The following is a 17640-nucleotide window of genomic DNA, read 5'->3' on the forward strand; positions in this document are numbered from 1 at the left end:
TTATTAGGGTACTTCAGGGCTTACACCGGGTTGTCGATATCGACAAACCGGTGTTCCAGCCCGAACTGCTCAGCCAGATGTTCCCCAAGGGCCTGCACACCATAACGTTCGGTTGCATGATGGCCCGCACCGATGTAGTGAATTCCCGCTTCGCGCGCAATGTGCACCACCGGCTCTGAAATCTCGCCGCTGATGTAGGCATCCACACCCTGTGCCAGCGCATGCTCAATCATCCGCTCTGCAGCCCCGGTACACCAGGCGACCGTTCGAATATCATGACTCCCGCCACTTATAACCTGCGGACTGCGACCCAATACATGGCTGATGCGCTGCTCCAGTCCCTGCAGTGACAAACCTTGCTCAAGTCGTCCCATATTACCAATCGCCGGCACGGCCCCGGGCTCAAGTGGCCCTTCCACCTTGAACCCCAGCAGCTCAGCGAGCCTGGCGTTGTTGCCCAACGTCGGATGCGCATCCAGCGGCAAATGATAAGCCATCAAATTGATATCATGCTGCAGCAAGGTTTTCAGCCGCCGCTGCTTGATCCCCGTCACCACCTGTGACTCGCCTTTCCAGAAGTAGCCATGGTGTACCAGTACCAGATCAGCCTGCCACTCAACAGCGACATCCAGCAGCGCCTGACTGGCCGTCACCCCTGTGAGAATACGGCTAATCCGGGAACGCCCTTCCACCTGCAGGCCGTTGGGACAATAATCACGGAAACTGCCGACCTGAAGCAGCTGGTCACAATATTTCACCAGCTCATTGATATTCATCGACATCAATTCCTCCATCAATTTTCAAAACAGCTCGCGCAGCCGTATAATCAGTCCAGTCTGAAATGATGTACAGGTGCAATCAAGCAAGATGCGCAGAGTATCCTATCTCATCTGGCCAGTAGTAACCGGTATTCTTGCCGCTCTGCTGATACTGCAATTTTATCCACAGCTGATCTCACCGCCTGTTACCACTGTCGAGATCCGCGAGGCCGCCTCCTCTGAACTGACACTCCCAGCACGAGAAGGCGTGGTGTCCTATGCTGACGCGGTCGACAAAGCAGCTCCTGCCGTGGTGAACATCTATACACGCACACTGGTTCGCCAGCCAGTCAACCCTCTTTTGAATGATCCTTTCTTCCGCAATTTTTTCAATGCCGAGCAACTGCCACAACGCGACCGAATAGAGTCCAGCCTTGGCTCTGGCGTTATTCTTAACGAACAAGGATATGTCGTCACCAATAATCACGTTATCAGCGGGGCTGACAGTATCGTGGTGGCACTGCGTGATGGCCGAGAGGCACAGGCCAGCGTTATCGGCCTTGACCCGGAAACGGATCTCGCCGTCCTCAAGATAGAGCTTACAGACCTGCCCAGCATCACACTGGCGGCCAATGACGAGCTACGCATCGGGGATGTCGCACTGGCGATAGGCAACCCCTTCGGCGTTGGCCAGACCGTCACCATGGGGATCATCAGTGCCACCGGTCGTAACCGCCTTGGCTTGAGCACCTATGAAGACTTCATCCAGACCGACGCCGCGATCAACCCCGGAAATTCTGGCGGGGCGCTGGTGGATGCACACGGCAACCTGGTTGGCATCAATACCGCCATTTTTTCCAAATCCGGAGGCTCGCAGGGAATCGGTTTTGCCATCCCCTCATCGCTGGCAAGACAGGTGATGCAGGATTTGATCAGCCATGGCCGCGTAATCCGTGGCTGGCTCGGCGTAGAGATTCAGGAACTGACCCCTCGGCTCGCCGAGTCATTCGGTGTTGGTGAGCGGCCTGGCCTGATTGTGGCGGGAATCTTCCGTAACGGCCCAGCCCACCAAGCAGGACTCCAGCCCGGCGATATTCTGCTGCAGGTTGAAGGTGAACCAGTCACCACCAGTCGCGCTACCATGAATCGTATCGCTCGCTTCAAGCCTGGGCAGAAAATTGCACTGGGTGTCCTTAGGGATGGTCATGAGATGATGGTTACAGCCAGCATCGGTGAGCGCCCACCCAGCCGTAATTGACACATCCGCCACTGAAACAGATAAAGGCTCCCTCAGGAGCCTTTATTGTGCACGCTGCATGCTGTTTTCGGATCAGTTCTTGATCCTGTACTCTGCCGAGCGCGCATGAGCGGTCAGGCTCTCGCCACGGGCCAGCACCGACGCCACCTTACCCATCTCCGATGCCCCATCGGCTGAGAACATGATCAGCGATGAGCGTTTCTGGAAGTCATAGACCCCCAGAGGAGATGAGAACCGCGCCGTACCGGAGGTCGGTAGTACGTGATTGGGACCGGCACAGTAGTCGCCCAATGCCTCCGCTGTGTAGCGTCCCATGAAGATGGCCCCGGCATGACGAATCTGAGGCAGCAGTGCAACCGGGTCTTCCACAGACAGCTCCAGGTGTTCCGGCGCAATACGATTGCTCAGCTCTGCCGCCTGATCCATATCGGCAACCTTGATCAGCGCAGCACGGTTCTGCAGCGAAATTTCAATGATTTCACGTCGCTCCATAGTTGGCAGCAGCTTGTTGATACTGGCCTCAACCTGATCCAGGTAGTTTGCATCCGGGCAGATCAGAATCGACTGGGCATCCTCGTCATGTTCAGCCTGCGAAAACAGGTCCATCGCAACCCAGTCCGGGTCTGTCTTGCCGTCGCATACCACCAGGATTTCGGAGGGGCCGGCAATCATGTCGATACCCACAGCACCAAAAACGGCACGCTTGGCTGTCGCGACAAAAATGTTGCCCGGGCCCACGATTTTGTCTACCCGCGGCACCGTTTCAGTGCCGTAGGCCAGTGCAGCAACCGCTTGAGCACCACCAAGGGTAAACACACGATCGACACCTGCCAGCGCTGCCGCTGCCAGTACCAGCTCGTTGAGCACGCCTTCAGGGGTGGGTACAACCATAATGATTTCACGCACACCTGCCACATGGGCCGGCAGTGCATTCATCAGAACCGAAGAGGGGTAAGCCGCCTTGCCACCGGGAACATAGATGCCAACACGGTCCATAGGCGTAATTTGCTGACCCAGCATGGTGCCATCGGCTTCCGTGTACTGCCAGGACTCACCTTTCTGCCGTTCATGGTAGCCACGTACACGCTCGGCTGCCTTTTCCAGTGCAGCGCGCTGTTCAGCCGGCAGGCCATCCAGTGCCTGCTGCAAACGCGCCTGCCCCAGTTCAAGATCCTGCATCGAACGGGCATTGGTGCGGTCAAAGCGGTTGGTGTACTCGACCAGTGCAGCATCGCCTTCGGTACGTACACGGCCAATCACTTCATTGACGATCGTGTTGACCTTGTCATCTGACACACTTTCCCACGCCAGCAAGCGGCTCAACTGCTGATCAAAATCGGACTGCGCCGCATCCAGACGTTGAACGGAGATACTCATGCTGCTCCCTCCCGACGTGCATCGATCGCCTGCTGCAACTGATCCAGAATCGGCTGAATCAGTGCGTGCTTCATTTTCATTGACGGCTGGCCAACCACCAGGCGAGAGCTGATATCCGCAATGTGCTGCATCGGTTCCAGGCCGTTGGCGCGCAGGGTGTTGCCGGTATCCACGATATCCACGATTCGGTCGGCTAGCCCCATAATCGGCGCCAGTTCCATCGCACCGTAGAGCTTGATGATGTCGACCTGCTGCCCCTGACGGGCAAAGTACTCTCGGGTCAGGTTGACGAACTTTGTCGCCACCTTCATACGCCCCTCAACCGCGGCCGCATTCTTCATCCCGGCTACCATCAGCTGACATTTGGCAATTTCGAGGTCCAGTGGCTCATACAGTCCCTCACCACCATGCTCCATCAGCACATCCTTGCCTGCCACCCCCATATCGGCACCGCCGTATTCAACATAGGTGGGCACATCGGTCGCCCGAATGACCACCAGCTTGATATGCGAATGATTGGTATCGAAAATCAGCTTGCGACTGCTGAATATGTCCTCAGCCGGTACGATATCGGCCGCTGCCAGCAGCGGCAGGGTCTCTTTCAGGATGCGCCCCTTTGACAGGGCGATGGTCAGCTGTTGTTTCATTGGCCTCTTCGCTCACTCAGCCCGGGACGCGGCGAATACGCGCGCCCAGCAGCTGCAATTTCTCTTCGATACATTCATAACCGCGGTCAATGTGATAGATGCGGTCAATTTCGGTTTCGCCTTCCGCCACCAGGGCTGCAATCACAAGGCTGGCCGATGCGCGCAGATCGGTCGCCATGACAGGTGCACCTTGCAGCTTTTTGACACCTTCAATAATGGCTGTATTACCTTCTATGGAGATGTCCGCGCCCATGCGGATCATCTCCTGCATGTGCATGAAGCGGTTTTCAAATACGGTCTCGCGGATCTTGCCCACACCGATCGCAACCGCATCCAGTGCTGCAAACTGTGCCTGCATATCGGTCGGGAATGCAGGATAGGGAGCGGTTGTAACACTGACCGCTTTCGGCCGCTGTCCATGCATGTCCAGGCTGATCCAGTCTGCACCGGTTTCAATCTCGGCACCGGCCTCTCTCAGTTTTTGCAACACGGCATCGAGTGTATCCGGCCGCGTATTCTTGCACTTGACCCTGCCCCCGGTCGCGGCCGCAGCCACCAGGAAGGTGCCGGTTTCAATTCGGTCCGGCAATACCGAGTAACGACAACCCTTGAGTGATTCCACACCATGTACGGTAATAGTGTCGGTACCGGCACCGCGCACATCCGCCCCCATCGCATTGAGGCAGTTGGCAAGATCGACCACCTCAGGCTCACGAGCAGCATTTTCGATGATGGTTTCACCTTCTGCCAGTGCTGCTGCCATCAGGATATTTTCTGTCCCGGTTACGGTTACCACATCAAAAAACACACGCGCGCCCTTTAGACGACCGTTGCTGCTGGCACGGATGTATCCGTTTTCAACGACGATATCGGCCCCCATGGCCTCAAGGCCGCGGATATGCAGATCAACCGGGCGGCTGCCGATGGCACAGCCCCCTGGCAGGGATACTTCTGCTCGACCGAAGTGTGCCAGCAAAGGCCCAAGTACCAGAATCGAGGCGCGCATGGTTTTTACCAGCTCGTAGGGCGCACACAGGTCGGTAATGGTACTCGCGTTGAGCTCAACGCTCAGCTTTTCATCAACAGTCAGATCCACTCCCATGCGGCGCAAAAGCTCCAGCATAGTGGTAATATCATGCAGATGGGGCAAATTGCATATAGTGACCGGCTCGTCCGCCAGCAAGGTCGCGGCCAGGATCGGCAGTGCCGAGTTTTTGGCGCCGGAGATACGGACCTCTCCATTGAGGCAGGCACCGCCTTCGATAATCAGTTTGTCCATCGGTATTCCTGCTGGAAACTCAGTTCAGTGCGGCCCATTGTTCCGGGGTATAGGTCTTGATGGTTACGGCATGAATGGCGCCGCTGGCGATCTGTTCGGTGAGGCAGCCGTATACCAATTGCTGCTTCTTGACCGGTGTAAGGCCAGCAAATACATCACCGACTACGGTCACCTGAAAATCACAGCCTTCCCCAGCCGTGTAAGCGGTGCAACCGTCAAGCTGCTGTTCCAGAATCTGTTTTACTTCATCGGCCTGCATTCGCTACTCCCGTGCTGCAACGTGGTCTGTACTCTTAAAACTGGCGCTGATGATAACGAAAAGGGGGACAAAAGGCGATTGACCCTCAGCGCCGCACACCCTCAAGCCCGACCAACTCGGCAATCGAACAAAGATCTTGCGGCGGACTTTCCAATATCAGATTGACCCCTCTGCGTTTCGCTTCACGCTGACACACCAGCCAAAGAGACAGCGCCGAGCTGTCGACGCGCCCCACGGCCTCCAGATTCAGTCGACGTTCCCCCTCGCGGGCAAAGAGTTCCTGCAGCAACGGCTCGCGCAGCGCCGGAACGGTCTGGAACGTCAAGTCACCGGAGACCCGGATAACGCCGTCGTTGCTGGTATCAAGCTTCGCTACTGTCAGTTTCATCCTGCCCGCCCGGCTGCTCCTTCAGGTTGACATCCTGCATCTGGTCAGCCCATGCCTCGATTGTGGCTGACATGGACCGGTTACGCTCATACAGATCAGCAAACTGATTACGGAAGGTGATACGCAGATTGATACCATCCACCATCACGTTCACCAGCGTCCAACGATCCTGCTGACGCAACATGTAGTAGACCAGTGTGTAGGTCTGACCATTAGCGGCCTGCATATTGACGCTCACGACCTGTTTGTCAGGCTCTGGGCTTTCCGAGCCCGGAACCTGCATGTCGTAGTTACGCAACTCAAAGCCGGAAATCGATTTGGCATAGGTGCGCAGCAGGGTTGTCTTGAACACATCCGCAAAGCGATCACGCTCCTCATCAGATGCACGACGGAAATACTTGCCCATGACTTGACGCGCGATGTAGGGGAAATCAACCACCGGCGCAATGATGGTTTCGATTTCGCCCATCATCTTTTCGATGTTCTCTTCTCCGGTCAGGGCATCATTGTCCATCAACGCCAGCATGTCTCGGGTAGCGCTGTCGATTACAGCACTGGCCTCATTCCAGCTGCCCTCTGCCACCGCCGGCTGAATCACCAGCACCAGCAATGCGACCAGGGCATTCCTGCAGACTTTAACCATCATCATTCACCCACCTTGTTGAACAGGAACTTGCCGATCAGCTCTTCAAGCACTAAAGCCGATTGTGTATCTTCAATGTAATCACCGTCGCCAAGCACTTCCACATCCGCGCCCGGCACAACACCGATATATTGTTCACCCAGAAGTCCAGCTGTCAGAATACTGGCCGAACTGTCAGTAGTGAGGTAATCAACTTCGTTGAAAATCTCCATCTCGACTTCAGCCATCAACATGCGTGTATCAATACGGATCGCGGTCACCTTGCCGATCTGAACACCAGACATCGATACTTTGGCCCTTGGGGTCAGGCCACCTATGTTTTCAAAACGAGCATATACCTTGTACCCCTTACCTTGTTCAGACAGGTTCAGACCACTGACGTTCAACGCCAGCACAAGCAGGGCGGCGATACCCGCCAGCATGAACGCTCCCACACCGATTTCTACGGTTCTCATGCGCATTTCAGAGTTCTCCAAACATCAAAGCTGTCAGTACAAAATCGAGCCCCAGCACCGCCAGCGACGAGTACACAACCGTACGGGTCGTTGCCTGACTGATTCCTTCCGAGGTAGGGATACAGTCGTATCCCTGGAATACCGCTATCCAGGTCACCACCAGACCAAAACAAACGGCCTTGATAATGCCGTTGACAACATCATCATAAAAACTGACCGACTGCTGCATGTTGGCCCAGAAAGAGCCTTCATAAATCCCCAACCAATCCACTGCGACCAGAGAGCCACCCCAGATGCCCACAACGGCAAAGATCATGGCCAACAATGGCATGCAGATGAACCCAGCCCACAGGCGTGGTGCGACAATACTGCGCAACGGGTCGACCCCGATCATTTCAAGACTGGCAAGCTGTTCAGTGGCCTTCATCAGACCGATTTCCGCTGTCAGTGCCGAACCTGCCCGACCGGCAAACAGCAGAGCGGCCACTACCGGTGCCAGTTCGCGTACCAGGCTCAGCGCAACCATCTGACCAACCGCCTGTTCTGATCCGTAATCGACCAGGATGGTATAGCCCTGCAACCCCAGCACCATGCCGATAAAGCCGCCGGATACTACGATAATCACCAGTGACAGCACCCCGACAAACCAGATCTGCTTGAGCACCAGTGGCAACATCATCAACGGCTGCGGCCTGGCCACCAGGGACTGGAACAGAATTTGGCTCGCCCGCCCAAGCGCCGCAAGTCTCGACAGGGACCGATGGCCCAGCCGCTGCAACATATTCAGCATCATTACCGTGTTTCTCCCAGCAGGTCCTGCATGTAGTCCGGCGCCTTGTAATGGAACGGCACGGGTCCATCAGGCAACCCCTGCATGAACTGGCGCACTTTGTCGGAATCTACATCGGCCAGCTCCTTCGGGGTGCCGCGGGCAATAACCTTGGCATCCGAAAGTATGTATATATAGTCCGCAATTCCGAGGGTCTCCTTGATATCGTGCGACACAATGATACTGGTATGCCCCAACGCCTGATTAAGCCTTCGAATCAGGTTTACCAACACACCCATCGCAATAGGATCCTGCCCGGTAAAGGGTTCGTCATACATCACGATATCCGGATCCAGTGAGATGGCGCGCGCCAGGGCAACACGACGCGCCATGCCACCTGACAACTCACTTGGCATCAGTTCACGCGCTCCCCGCAGCCCTACCGCCTGCAGTTTCATAAGCACAATATCTCGGATCATTTCTTCGGGAAGATCGGTATGCACTCGCAGCGGAAAAGCCACGTTTTCAAATACATCCATGTCGGTAAAAAGCGCTCCGCTCTGGAACAGCATCCCCATGCGTTCGCGCACCTCGAACAGCTCACGCCGGCCCAGAGTCGGAATATTAAGATCATCCAGCAGAATATCGCCACGATCAGGGCGCAGCTGGCCACCGATCAACTTGAGCAAAGTTGTTTTGCCGGTACCGGACGGCCCCATGATAGCCGTCACTTTGCCGCGTGGTATTTTGATATCCACGCCATCAAAAATTGGCCGATCGCCACGGGAGAAACTCAATCCGCGGATATCAATAATGGCATCGCTTTCAGGCTTCATAGCGTCAGCATGGCTCCAGCTTCCGTTCAGATTCAGGCCTCTGTGACGGGCCCGCAATCCATACACAAAGGTGGGCAATATACCACTGCGACGGTTAAACTTGAACGTCTTCCTCAGGCTTGTCAGACATGCGTTAGGCGCCCCGGCCACTCTGGGGTAGAATGCCGTTTTTGGCAGACACAACTGATCAGGTGATACCGACCATGACTCAAAGCGACTACCTCCGATCCGGCCAGCAGACCATCCGCCTGGAACTGGAGGCGGTACAGGAGTTGCTGAACCACCTTGACGAGCATTTCAGCCAAGCCTGTAATCTGATGTTCAATTGCAAGGGTCGTGTCATTGTGACAGGTATGGGCAAGTCTGGGCACATCGGCAACAAGATAGCCGCCACCCTCGCCAGTACCGGCACTCCGTCGTTTTTCGTTCACCCTGGCGAAGCCAGTCACGGTGATCTCGGCATGTTTACCGGCAACGATGTCGTGCTGGCCCTGTCCAACTCAGGCGAAACCGCTGAACTCATTACCATTCTGCCGCTGATCAAACGAATGGGAGCCCCCATGATCAGCATTACGGCGAATGCCGATTCCACCCTCGCGCACAGCGCGGATGTCAATCTGCACATCCCCGTCGATCGTGAAGCCTGTCCACTGGGGCTTGCTCCAACTTCCAGTACAACGGCACAGCTGGTATTGGGTGATGCATTGGCCATTGCGCTGCTCGAAGCCCGCGGCTTCAGCAGCGAAGACTTTGCCTTCTCACACCCAGGTGGCAGTCTTGGCCGACGGTTACTGCTGAAAGTCGACGACATCATGCACACCGGTGAGGACATTCCTCAGGTCCAGGCCAGCACCTCGGTGCGTGAAGCACTGCTGGAAGTCACACGTAAACGCTTGGGCATGACGGCCGTGACCGATCCACAGGGTAAATTGCTGGGTGTCTTTACTGACGGTGACTTGCGCCGCACACTGGATCAGGAGATCAACCTCGCCAGCACACCCATTGCTGACGTGATGACAACCGAATGCACACGTGTATCTCCCGGCATTCTGGCCGCCGAAGCCCTCAGCCTGATGCAGCAGCGCAAAATCAACGCATTGTTGGTAGTTGACGAGCATGATCGGCCGGTCGGCGCCCTCAACATGCATGACATGCTGAAAGCGGGAGTCATCTGATGCATCTGGACAATTTTCCCACCTCATTGCGTGAGGCACTGAGTAATATCCGTCTGGCAGTGTTCGATGTCGACGGCATTCTGACAGATGGCCGCCTCAACTTTCTGGCTGATGGCCGCGAAGTCAAAAGCTTTCACACCCTCGACGGCCTCGGTATCAAGCTGCTGCATCGCTGTGGCATCGAAACGGCCATCATCACGGGGCGCCGTTCGCCCCAGGTGGAGCAGCGAGCTGAAGCGTTGGGCATCACCTATCTGCGCCAGGGGCGAGAAGACAAACTGGTCGCACTGGATGAACTGTGGCAAACCAGTCGACACAGCGCCGCCGATACCGCCTATATCGGAGACGACCTGCCCGACCTTGCCGCCATTCGCGCCTGCGCCTTTGGCGCCTGTGTACCCAACGGTCATCCACTGGTGCGCAAAGAGGCGGATTGGTGCAGCAGTGCCGCTGGAGGCAAGGGGGCCGCAAGGGAGTTTTGCGAGTTGATTCTGGCCGCACAGGGCAAACTCAGCGCCATCTACGACGAGTACCGCTGAATGCTGCAAAGTCGACTGAGACTCTCCATCGCCTTGATCCTGCTGCTGGTGCCCCTGCTCTGGTGGGGGTTTGCCTCTACCCGGCTGAACGACGAGCCTTTACTGGACAATGGTGCCGCTCGGATCGACTTTTTCGTCCGCGAGGCCCGGATCACGCGCTGGAACCAGAGCGGCGAAATGGCACAGGAACTGAGCTCTCCTCTGATGCGCCACTACCCTGAACCAGGTGAGATGCTGCTGGACAACCCAACCACCCTGATACCCCGCGAGCAGAGTGGTGAGTTCCGTATTTTGGCACAGGAAGGCCGCATGCCCGACTCACAGGAACGCATAGTACTTGCAGGTGATGTACAGCTTCATGATAATCCGCCTTCAGGCAGTGCCAGCGAGATGCTGACCGAGCGACTGACACTCTACCCTCCACGCGACTATGCCCACACAGACCTGCCAGTCAGGGTAATACGCGGCCTGGACCATATGGAAAGCCAAGGCATGGAGGTCTTTTTTGACGAACAGCGGGTTGAACTGCTGTCCGAGGTAAAAGGTACATACCATGCGAATTAACCGCCCTGTGTTGCTGACCACCCTGCTGCTGAGCCTGTCCGCCAGCGTGCAGGCACTGCCCGAGGATCGCAATCAGCCAATCAACGTCTCGGCTGATCGCGCCAGCATGAACGAGCGTACCGGTATCACCGTATACACAGGCGATGTGGAAATAATTCAGGGCAGCATGGAAATTCGTGGTGAGCGCGTTGAACTGCACCGTGCAGCTGACGGCAGCATTGACCGCATTATCTCCACCGGCAAGCCGGCCAGATTTCAGCAGCAGCCATCTGCCGATCAGCCCCTGACCAAGGCCTACGGTGAAAGGATGGAGTACCGGGTCAAGCAACAAGAGGTTACCATCACCGAAAATGCACGCGTCGATCAGTCCAAGGATACCTTCACCGGAGAGCGGATCGTTTACAATATGGCGCGTGCGGTGGTGAACGCTTTCGGCAGCGACCGCGAGGGCGGCGAACGGGTCAAAATGGTGATTCAGCCCAAGCCGACGGGGACCAACTGATGGCGACACTGGAAGCCTTACACCTTGCCAAAAGCTACAAGGGGCGCCAGGTGGTACAGGATGTATCCCTTCAGATGGAAACGGGCCAGATCGTTGGTCTGCTGGGACCCAACGGTGCCGGCAAGACCACCTGCTTTTATATGATCGTGGGGCTTATCCACGCCGACCGGGGACAAATCCGACTGCACCAGGACGACGTTACCCGCCTGCCCATGCATGAGCGCGCTCGCCGTGGTATCGGCTATCTGCCTCAGGAAGCTTCGGTGTTTCGGAAGCTGAGCGTACATGACAACCTGATGGCCATTCTGGAAACTCGCAAGGAGCTGAATACCTCGGATCGTAAGGCATTACTGGAGCAGCTGCTGGAAGAGTTTCACATTACTCACCTGCGCAATAGCCTGGGTATGGCCCTGTCTGGCGGAGAGCGTCGACGTGTTGAAATCGCACGGGCCTTGGCAACCGAGCCTGACTTTATCCTGCTGGACGAACCCTTTGCCGGCGTTGATCCAATCTCGGTCAGCGATATCAAACAAACCATTCGCCACCTGCAGTCTCGCGGCATTGGCATTCTGATCACCGATCATAACGTGCGCGAGACACTCGACATCTGCGAACGAGCATATATCGTAAGTGAAGGGGGAATACTCGCACAGGGCACACCGGCCGAGATCCTGGCTAACGAACAGGTTCGCCGTGCCTATCTGGGCGAGCAGTTTTCCCTTTGATCCTGAGTCGTCAATCATGTACATCCACTCCGTCCACCTGGCAGCTCTGATATGAAGCAATCGTTACAACTCAAGATCGGCCAGCATCTGACGATGACACCCCAGTTGCAACAAGCAATACGTCTGCTGCAACTGTCAACGCTGGACCTGCAGCAGGAGATCCAGGAAGCCCTGGAGAGTAACCCACTGCTGGAAGTCGAGGAGGAACTGGACAGCGCCGAAGAAGCCCAGACTGAAGCCCGTGATGATCGTCACGACGCCTCTGCCGACAGCCTCTCTAACGACACCGCTGACGAGGACAGCTGGGACGAAAGCGCACTGGAAGAGCGCTGGAATGATGAAATCCCTCGTGAGCTGTCCACCGACAGCAACTGGGATGATACCTTCCAGCACCAGAGTACACCCGGTCCTGCCCGTGATGATGACTGGGAACCCGGTGATAACGACTCGGCCGAAGACAGCCTTCAGGATCACCTGCTGTGGCAGCTCAACCTTACCCCCATGAGTGACCCTGACCGTATGGTCGCCATGGCCCTTATCGATGCTGTCGATCCGGATGGCTATCTACGCACGGACGTAGATGAAGTTCTGGAACACTTCACCCGGAGCGAACCCCAGCTGTTTGCAGATGCCGAGCTTGAAGAGATTGAAACGGTACTGCACCGCCTGCAACAGTTTGACCCGCCCGGTGTCTGCGCACGAGACCTGAGCGAATGTCTGCAGATACAGCTGCGCCAGCTGCCTGAAAACACTCCGATGCTGAAAGAGGCATTACGCCTGGTACGCGATCACCTGGGTCTGCTCGGCAACCATGACTATCGTACCTTGATGCGCCGCATGCGCCTGAAGGAAGAGGCCCTGCAACAGATCATCAGTCTGATCCAGTCGCTTAATCCAAAACCGGGCACCAGCATCAGCAGTGAACAGTCAGAGTACGTTATACCCGATGTGGTGGTGCGCAAGGTGCAGGGGCAGTGGAATGTAAGCCTGAACTCAGAGGCATCCCCCAAGCTGCGTATCAATACCGACTATGCTGATCTTATAAGACGGGCCGACAACAGCGCTGACAACACCTATCTGAAAAACCATCTACAGGAAGCGCGCTGGTTTCTGAAGAGCCTGCTGAGTCGCAACGAAACCCTGCTCAAGGTCGCCACCGAGATCGTGGCCCGCCAGATCGATTTTTTCGAGGAAGGTGAAGAGGGTATGAAGCCGATGGTTCTGCATGACATCGCTGAAGCCGTAGAGATGCACGAATCAACCATTTCCCGTGTCACTACCCAGAAATACATGCATACACCCCGAGGCATCTTCGAGCTGAAGTATTTTTTCTCCAGCCATGTGAGCACGTCAGACGGAGGTGCTGCCTCCTCTACCGCCATTCGTGCCTTGATCAAGAAGCTGATCAGCGCGGAGAATACCGCAAAACCTCTCAGTGATAACAAGATAGCCGACCTGCTGAAAGAGCAAGGATTTAACGTAGCCAGACGCACAGTGGCAAAATATCGTGAAGCGATGAACATTCCGCCTTCTAATGAGCGCAAGCGTCTGGTTTAATGAAACTACAGGCACGCCGGAAGAACGTGCTTTATGACGAGGAGAAAACCTATGCAGATCAACATCACTGGCCATCACGTCGAACTGACTGACGCCCTGAACGAATATGTACGTACCAAGTTCGACCGACTGGAACGCCACTTCGATAACATCACCAATGTACAGGTCACCCTCAGTGTCGAGAAGCTGCGCCAGAAGGCCGAAGCCGATATCCACCTGGCCGGCGGTGAAGTATTCGCAGCGCATGAGCATGACGACATGTATGCTGCAATTGATGGCATGGTGGACAAGCTTGACCGCCAGATCATCAAGCACAAAGAAAAACTCAAATCCCACAAATAACCGGTAGCAGCACGTCACGACATGCAACTATCAGAACTGCTGACCTCATCCCGTACACTCTGCCACGTCGATGTGGTCAGCAAAAAGCGAGCGCTTGAGCTCGCCAGCCAGACTATCGCCGAGCAGCTGGACGGCATGGCCGCTGAAGATATCTTCAGCGGCCTGATCAACCGAGAACGCCTTGGCAGCACCGGTATCGGTGAAGGCGTTGCCATTCCTCATTGCAGAATTCCAGGTGTTACAACAGCCATCGGATTACTGATGACGCTGTCCAGCCCGATTGACTTCGATGCCATCGACAACCGTCCAGTCGACCTGATCTGCTTCCTACTGGTTCCCGAAGACGGCGCTGAAGAGCACCTGCAGACACTGGCAGGGTTGGCAGAGCTGTTCAACGACTCCAGCACCCGTGAATCACTGCGCAGCTGCGAAGATTCCTCAAGCCTGCTGGATCGCGTTCAAACTCTCTGCAGAGGCGCCTGACATGCGACTGGTCGTCATCAGCGGCCGCTCCGGCTCAGGCAAAAGCACCGCCCTGCAGGCACTGGAAGATGTCGGTTTCTACTGCATCGACAACCTGCCGGCCCTGCTTCTGCCCGAGCTGATCCGACTGATGCTGGCTGAGGAAAACCCTAATCGAGAAATTGCCGTCAGCATTGATGCTCGCAACCTTCTGAGCAACCTGAAACAGTTCCCCAGTGTGATGCGCACTCTGCGTGAACAGTCCAAGCTGAGCACCGAAACCCTGTTTCTTGATGCTGGTGAAGCTACTCTGCTGCGACGCTATAACGCAACCCGGCGGCGTCACCCGCTCACCGATAAACAACAGAGCCTACAGCAAGCAATTCGAACCGAACGCAGCCTGCTTGAGCCCATCGCCAATCTCGCTGATCTGCGCATCGATACTACGCGGCTATCACTTTATGAGCTGCGTGACGAAGTCAAACTGCGTGTTGCCGGGCGCAGTGAACAGGTTCTGTCACTGCAATTTGAGTCATTTGGCTTCAAGCATGGTGTACCGCTCGATGCCGATTTCACCTTCGATGTACGGGCCTTGCCCAATCCATACTGGGTCCCTGAATTGCGCCGTCATACCGGCCTCGACACCGAGGTGATCGAGTTTCTGCGCCAGTCGCCCGAGGTCACCGAGATGGTGAACGACATACAGGCCTTCGTAAGCAAGTGGCTGCCTCAGTTCCAGGCCAATAATCGCAGCTACATCACAATCGGAATTGGCTGCACCGGAGGCCAACACCGCTCGGTCTATATTGCCGAGCAACTGGCTGGTTATTTCCGCGGGCATATGGATAATGTGCAGGTGCTACACCGAGAACTGAGTCAGCCTGCCGCAGGACCACACCATGATTGAAACGCGACTGACCATTATCAACAAGCTGGGCCTGCACGCCCGCGCCGCTGCCAAGCTGGTCACGCTGGCCAATCAGTTCAATGCCAACATCCGCATCAACAAGGATGGCCGCGAAGTGGATGGCAAGAGCATCATGTCCGTGATGATGCTGGCCGCCAGCAAAGGTACTGAAATCGCGCTTGTCGCTGAAGGGGATGATGCCCCTGAGGCGCTTAATGCCATCACCGCATTGATCAACAATCGCTTTGACGAGCCCGAATAAGATCGCGCTCCCCTTTTCCCCGGACAAGCGCCCACCTCCGATCGAGATCCGCCATGAGTCAGCAGGAAACCAAATCCAACCTGGAAGCATTGAGCGCCGCGCTTGAGGTCGGTGAACTGCAGCAATTGAGGTTCATGCTCAACAAGGGGCTAAAGCCGGTTGAAGTGGCGCACCTGCTGGAAAAGACACCTCCTCGCGAGCGCCAGATTCTGTGGAACCTGCTCAACCAGGAGCTGGAAGGTGAGGTATTGCAGTACCTGGGGGACGATGCCCAGACCGAAATCCTGAGCCGCATGGAGGCTTCAGAAGTACTCGCCATTACCGAGTCGCTGGAAACGGACGACATGGCTGACATCCTGCAGCAGCTGCCCGAACGGGTCATGAAGGAGCTGCTGCAGATCATGGACCAGCAGAATCGTGAGCGGGTTGAGGAAGTACTGGCGTACCCGGAGGATACCGCCGGCGGTCTGATGAACACGGATACAGTGACTATCAGACCCGACATCAATGTGGAAACGGTACTGCGCTATTTGCGCCGCCACAAAGATATCCCGGAAATGACTGACACCCTGTTCGTTGTGAGCCGCAAGGACTCCTACATTGGTGTACTGCCACTGACCCGCTTGCTCACGGCAGATCCCGGCGTACTGGTGCGTGAAATCATGCAAACCGATGTAGAGCCGATTCCGGCCGACATGCCGGATGAAAGCGTCGCCCGCCTGTTCGAACAACTGGACCTGATCTCGGCCCCGGTAGTCAATGAAGAGGGCCGCCTGCTGGGCCGTATCACCATTGATGACGTAGTCGATGTCATCCGCGAAGATGCTGATCACTCACTGATGAGCATGGCCGGCCTTGATGACGACGAAGATACCTTTGCGCCGATCATGAAAACCACCCGCCGGCGTGCAGTCTGGCTTGGTATCAACCTGATAACCGCCTTTGCGGCATCCGCGGTCATCGGTCTTTTTGAGGCCACGATTGATAAAGTGGTCGCGCTGGCCGTACTGATGCCGATTGTTGCCTCTATGGGGGGCATCGCCGGCAGCCAGACACTGACACTGGTGATCCGCGGTCAGGCCCTGGGGCATATCGAGCGCTCCAATATCGGCTGGCTGTTCAACCGAGAGCTGGTGGTAGGGCTGTTGAACGGGATGCTTTGGGCATTGGTCGTTGCCGTAGTGGCTGTACTCTGGTTTCAGGACATGACGGTTGGTATCGTGATCGCCATGGCATTGGTAATCAACTTGATTGCCGGCGCCATGGCCGGCACCCTGCTGCCAACGATATTGAAATCAATGGGTATAGACCCTGCACTGGCCGGAGGCGTCCTGCTGACAACCATCACTGACGTGGTGGGCTTTTTCGCCTTTCTGGGACTGGCGACCCTGTTTTTTGCCTGATGGAAACTGTTATGAGCGATTTTGACCACCTGCAGCATGATGACGAAGAACAGCTGCCGCCAAGCAAGTCCCAGCTCAAGCGTGATGCAGATGAGCTGCAGAATTTGGGTCAGCGGATGACTGAACTGCGCCCGGACCAGCGAGAGAAACTGCCGATTGATGACCGCCTGCGTGCCGCACTGGATGAATACAGTCGCATAAAGGCCAATGGAGCCAAGCGACGCCACCTGCAATTCATTGGCAAACTGATGCGTACAGCGGATGCGGACGCAATTCGCGAAGTGGTTGACCGCTTCGACTCCGCTACGGCAGCCCACAACCAGCTGTTTCATGAGCTGGAGCGCTGGCGTGAACGCTTGATCAGCGAAGACAACGAAACGCTGCAAAGTTTTATCGCTGCCCACCCGGGAGCGGATATTCAACACTTGCGCCAGCTGGTACGCAATGCCAAGCGCGAACGCCAGCTGGAGAAGCCTCCCGTGAATGCGCGCAAACTGTTCAAGTATATTCGCGAGCTAAACGAAGTCTGACAG

The 17640-nt window shown here is 56.1% G+C and carries 23 protein-coding genes; 13 read left to right on the forward strand and 10 right to left on the reverse strand.

The genetic code is table 11. The annotated features are described in order from the left end of the window. Positions 1–20 precede the first annotated feature (20 nt). Positions 21–782 (reverse strand): Nif3-like dinuclear metal center hexameric protein, encoded by a 762-nt coding sequence (locus BLV48_RS01000; RefSeq protein ID WP_091821695.1) that lies wholly within the window; start codon positions 780–782, stop codon positions 21–23. Positions 783–867: 85 nt separating this feature from the next. Between BLV48_RS01000 and BLV48_RS01005 the strand changes: the two genes are divergently transcribed. Then, positions 868–2016: a Do family serine endopeptidase gene (locus BLV48_RS01005; RefSeq protein WP_091821698.1), complete on the forward strand. Its 1149-nt coding sequence runs from the start codon at positions 868–870 to the stop codon at positions 2014–2016. 72 nt (positions 2017–2088) lie between these two features. Here the strand turns inward: BLV48_RS01005 and hisD are convergent, their stop codons facing one another. The 9 genes from hisD to BLV48_RS01050 all read right to left on the reverse strand — a co-directional run bounded on the left by hisD (position 2089) and on the right by BLV48_RS01050 (position 8669). Continuing rightward, positions 2089–3393, reverse strand: coding sequence for a histidinol dehydrogenase (hisD, locus tag BLV48_RS01010; protein WP_091821701.1), 1305 nt, complete (start codon positions 3391–3393; stop codon positions 2089–2091). Then, on the reverse strand, positions 3390–4040 hold the full coding sequence (hisG, locus tag BLV48_RS01015) for an ATP phosphoribosyltransferase (protein ID WP_091821704.1): 651 nt from the start codon (positions 4038–4040) through the stop codon (positions 3390–3392). The genes hisD and hisG overlap by 4 nt, the downstream gene beginning before the upstream one ends. Before the next feature lie 16 nt (positions 4041–4056). Continuing rightward, positions 4057–5319, reverse strand: a complete 1263-nt coding sequence (gene murA / locus BLV48_RS01020) for a UDP-N-acetylglucosamine 1-carboxyvinyltransferase (RefSeq protein ID WP_091821708.1) — start codon at positions 5317–5319, stop codon at positions 4057–4059. Positions 5320–5338: 19 nt separating this feature from the next. Continuing rightward, the gene (locus BLV48_RS01025) at positions 5339–5578 is read right to left on the reverse strand and encodes a BolA family protein (protein ID WP_091821712.1); all 240 of its coding nucleotides are present in this window, start codon (positions 5576–5578) and stop codon (positions 5339–5341) included. 85 nt (positions 5579–5663) lie between these two features. Then, positions 5664–5966 carry an STAS domain-containing protein gene (locus BLV48_RS01030; RefSeq protein WP_091821715.1) on the reverse strand — a complete coding sequence of 101 codons (303 nt, stop codon included), beginning with the start codon at positions 5964–5966 and terminating at the stop codon, positions 5664–5666. After that, a complete protein-coding gene (locus BLV48_RS01035) occupies positions 5941–6615 on the reverse strand; it encodes an MlaC/ttg2D family ABC transporter substrate-binding protein (protein WP_254774941.1) in 675 nt (224 codons plus the stop codon). The genes BLV48_RS01030 and BLV48_RS01035 overlap by 26 nt, the downstream gene beginning before the upstream one ends. After that, positions 6612–7070 carry an outer membrane lipid asymmetry maintenance protein MlaD gene (gene mlaD / locus BLV48_RS01040; RefSeq protein ID WP_091821718.1) on the reverse strand — a complete coding sequence of 153 codons (459 nt, stop codon included), beginning with the start codon at positions 7068–7070 and terminating at the stop codon, positions 6612–6614. Before mlaD ends, BLV48_RS01035 begins: the two co-directional genes overlap by 4 nt. A gap of 1 nt (position 7071) precedes the next feature. Beyond that, complete coding sequence (gene mlaE, locus BLV48_RS01045; RefSeq protein WP_091822830.1) at positions 7072–7854, reverse strand: lipid asymmetry maintenance ABC transporter permease subunit MlaE; 783 nt, start codon at positions 7852–7854, stop codon at positions 7072–7074. A 2-nt stretch (positions 7855–7856) separates the two neighbouring features. Then, the gene (locus BLV48_RS01050; protein ID WP_091821722.1) at positions 7857–8669 is read right to left on the reverse strand and encodes an ATP-binding cassette domain-containing protein; all 813 of its coding nucleotides are present in this window, start codon (positions 8667–8669) and stop codon (positions 7857–7859) included. Between the two features lie 203 nt (positions 8670–8872). On the opposite strand from BLV48_RS01050, the gene BLV48_RS01055 reads away from it, so the two are divergent. Genes BLV48_RS01055 through yjgA form a run of 12 tightly spaced genes read left to right on the forward strand, consistent with a single transcriptional unit; the run spans position 8873 to position 17637 of the window. Next, positions 8873–9844 (forward strand): KpsF/GutQ family sugar-phosphate isomerase, encoded by a 972-nt coding sequence (locus BLV48_RS01055; RefSeq protein ID WP_091822833.1) that lies wholly within the window; start codon positions 8873–8875, stop codon positions 9842–9844. Beyond that, a complete protein-coding gene (locus BLV48_RS01060; RefSeq protein ID WP_091821725.1) occupies positions 9844–10383 on the forward strand; it encodes a KdsC family phosphatase in 540 nt (179 codons plus the stop codon). Before BLV48_RS01055 ends, BLV48_RS01060 begins: the two co-directional genes overlap by 1 nt. After that, entirely contained in the window at positions 10384–10947 is a 564-nt protein-coding gene (gene lptC / locus BLV48_RS01065) for an LPS export ABC transporter periplasmic protein LptC (RefSeq protein ID WP_091821728.1), read from the forward strand. Then, a complete protein-coding gene (lptA, locus tag BLV48_RS01070) occupies positions 10937–11449 on the forward strand; it encodes a lipopolysaccharide transport periplasmic protein LptA (RefSeq protein ID WP_091821731.1) in 513 nt (170 codons plus the stop codon). Before lptC ends, lptA begins: the two co-directional genes overlap by 11 nt. After that, positions 11449–12174, forward strand: a complete 726-nt coding sequence (gene lptB, locus BLV48_RS01075) for an LPS export ABC transporter ATP-binding protein (protein WP_091821734.1) — start codon at positions 11449–11451, stop codon at positions 12172–12174. Before lptA ends, lptB begins: the two co-directional genes overlap by 1 nt. 51 nt (positions 12175–12225) lie before the next feature. Beyond that, entirely contained in the window at positions 12226–13731 is a 1506-nt protein-coding gene (locus BLV48_RS01080) for an RNA polymerase factor sigma-54 (RefSeq protein ID WP_091821737.1), read from the forward strand. Positions 13732–13782: 51 nt separating this feature from the next. Next, positions 13783–14073: a ribosome hibernation promoting factor gene (hpf, locus tag BLV48_RS01085; protein ID WP_091821741.1), complete on the forward strand. Its 291-nt coding sequence runs from the start codon at positions 13783–13785 to the stop codon at positions 14071–14073. Between the two features lie 21 nt (positions 14074–14094). Further along, positions 14095–14556, forward strand: a complete 462-nt coding sequence (locus BLV48_RS01090; protein ID WP_091821745.1) for a PTS sugar transporter subunit IIA — start codon at positions 14095–14097, stop codon at positions 14554–14556. A gap of 1 nt (position 14557) precedes the next feature. Continuing rightward, positions 14558–15442 carry an RNase adapter RapZ gene (gene rapZ, locus BLV48_RS01095; RefSeq protein ID WP_091821748.1) on the forward strand — a complete coding sequence of 295 codons (885 nt, stop codon included), beginning with the start codon at positions 14558–14560 and terminating at the stop codon, positions 15440–15442. Next, on the forward strand, positions 15435–15704 hold the full coding sequence (locus BLV48_RS01100) for an HPr family phosphocarrier protein (protein WP_091821750.1): 270 nt from the start codon (positions 15435–15437) through the stop codon (positions 15702–15704). Before rapZ ends, BLV48_RS01100 begins: the two co-directional genes overlap by 8 nt. A 53-nt stretch (positions 15705–15757) precedes the next feature. After that, positions 15758–17107 (forward strand): magnesium transporter, encoded by a 1350-nt coding sequence (gene mgtE / locus BLV48_RS01105; protein ID WP_091821753.1) that lies wholly within the window; start codon positions 15758–15760, stop codon positions 17105–17107. 11 nt (positions 17108–17118) lie between these two features. After that, on the forward strand, positions 17119–17637 hold the full coding sequence (gene yjgA, locus BLV48_RS01110; protein ID WP_091821756.1) for a ribosome biogenesis factor YjgA: 519 nt from the start codon (positions 17119–17121) through the stop codon (positions 17635–17637). The last annotated feature ends 3 nt before the right edge of the window (positions 17638–17640 follow it).

Source organism: Marinobacterium iners DSM 11526 (assembly GCF_900107855.1).
Taxonomy (GTDB): Bacteria; Pseudomonadota; Gammaproteobacteria; order Pseudomonadales; family Balneatricaceae; genus Marinobacterium; species Marinobacterium iners.

Bases quoted from the DNA above. Each gene is read 5' to 3' on its own strand.
- hisG (WP_091821704.1), bottom strand. From the start codon at position 4,040: ATGAAACAACAGCTGACCATCGCCCTGTCAAAGGGGCGCATCCTGAAA.
- BLV48_RS01025 (WP_091821712.1), bottom strand. From the start codon at position 5,578: ATGCAGGCCGATGAAGTAAAACAGATTCTGGAACAGCAGCTTGACGGT.
- BLV48_RS01090 (WP_091821745.1), top strand. From the start codon at position 14,095: ATGCAACTATCAGAACTGCTGACCTCATCCCGTACACTCTGCCACGTC.
- BLV48_RS01060 (WP_091821725.1), top strand. From the start codon at position 9,844: ATGCATCTGGACAATTTTCCCACCTCATTGCGTGAGGCACTGAGTAAT.
- mlaE (WP_091822830.1), bottom strand. From the start codon at position 7,854: ATGCTGAATATGTTGCAGCGGCTGGGCCATCGGTCCCTGTCGAGACTT.
- rapZ (WP_091821748.1), top strand. From the start codon at position 14,558: ATGCGACTGGTCGTCATCAGCGGCCGCTCCGGCTCAGGCAAAAGCACC.
- hisD (WP_091821701.1), bottom strand. From the start codon at position 3,393: ATGAGTATCTCCGTTCAACGTCTGGATGCGGCGCAGTCCGATTTTGAT.
- yjgA (WP_091821756.1), top strand. From the start codon at position 17,119: ATGAGCGATTTTGACCACCTGCAGCATGATGACGAAGAACAGCTGCCG.
- BLV48_RS01000 (WP_091821695.1), bottom strand. From the start codon at position 782: ATGTCGATGAATATCAATGAGCTGGTGAAATATTGTGACCAGCTGCTT.
- lptC (WP_091821728.1), top strand. From the start codon at position 10,384: ATGCTGCAAAGTCGACTGAGACTCTCCATCGCCTTGATCCTGCTGCTG.
- lptA (WP_091821731.1), top strand. From the start codon at position 10,937: ATGCGAATTAACCGCCCTGTGTTGCTGACCACCCTGCTGCTGAGCCTG.
- BLV48_RS01030 (WP_091821715.1), bottom strand. From the start codon at position 5,966: ATGAAACTGACAGTAGCGAAGCTTGATACCAGCAACGACGGCGTTATC.
- murA (WP_091821708.1), bottom strand. From the start codon at position 5,319: ATGGACAAACTGATTATCGAAGGCGGTGCCTGCCTCAATGGAGAGGTC.
- mgtE (WP_091821753.1), top strand. From the start codon at position 15,758: ATGAGTCAGCAGGAAACCAAATCCAACCTGGAAGCATTGAGCGCCGCG.
- mlaD (WP_091821718.1), bottom strand. From the start codon at position 7,070: ATGCGCATGAGAACCGTAGAAATCGGTGTGGGAGCGTTCATGCTGGCG.
- BLV48_RS01100 (WP_091821750.1), top strand. From the start codon at position 15,435: ATGATTGAAACGCGACTGACCATTATCAACAAGCTGGGCCTGCACGCC.
- BLV48_RS01055 (WP_091822833.1), top strand. From the start codon at position 8,873: ATGACTCAAAGCGACTACCTCCGATCCGGCCAGCAGACCATCCGCCTG.
- lptB (WP_091821734.1), top strand. From the start codon at position 11,449: ATGGCGACACTGGAAGCCTTACACCTTGCCAAAAGCTACAAGGGGCGC.
- hpf (WP_091821741.1), top strand. From the start codon at position 13,783: ATGCAGATCAACATCACTGGCCATCACGTCGAACTGACTGACGCCCTG.
- BLV48_RS01050 (WP_091821722.1), bottom strand. From the start codon at position 8,669: ATGAAGCCTGAAAGCGATGCCATTATTGATATCCGCGGATTGAGTTTC.
- BLV48_RS01080 (WP_091821737.1), top strand. From the start codon at position 12,226: ATGAAGCAATCGTTACAACTCAAGATCGGCCAGCATCTGACGATGACA.
- BLV48_RS01005 (WP_091821698.1), top strand. From the start codon at position 868: ATGCGCAGAGTATCCTATCTCATCTGGCCAGTAGTAACCGGTATTCTT.
- BLV48_RS01035 (WP_254774941.1), bottom strand. From the start codon at position 6,615: ATGATGATGGTTAAAGTCTGCAGGAATGCCCTGGTCGCATTGCTGGTG.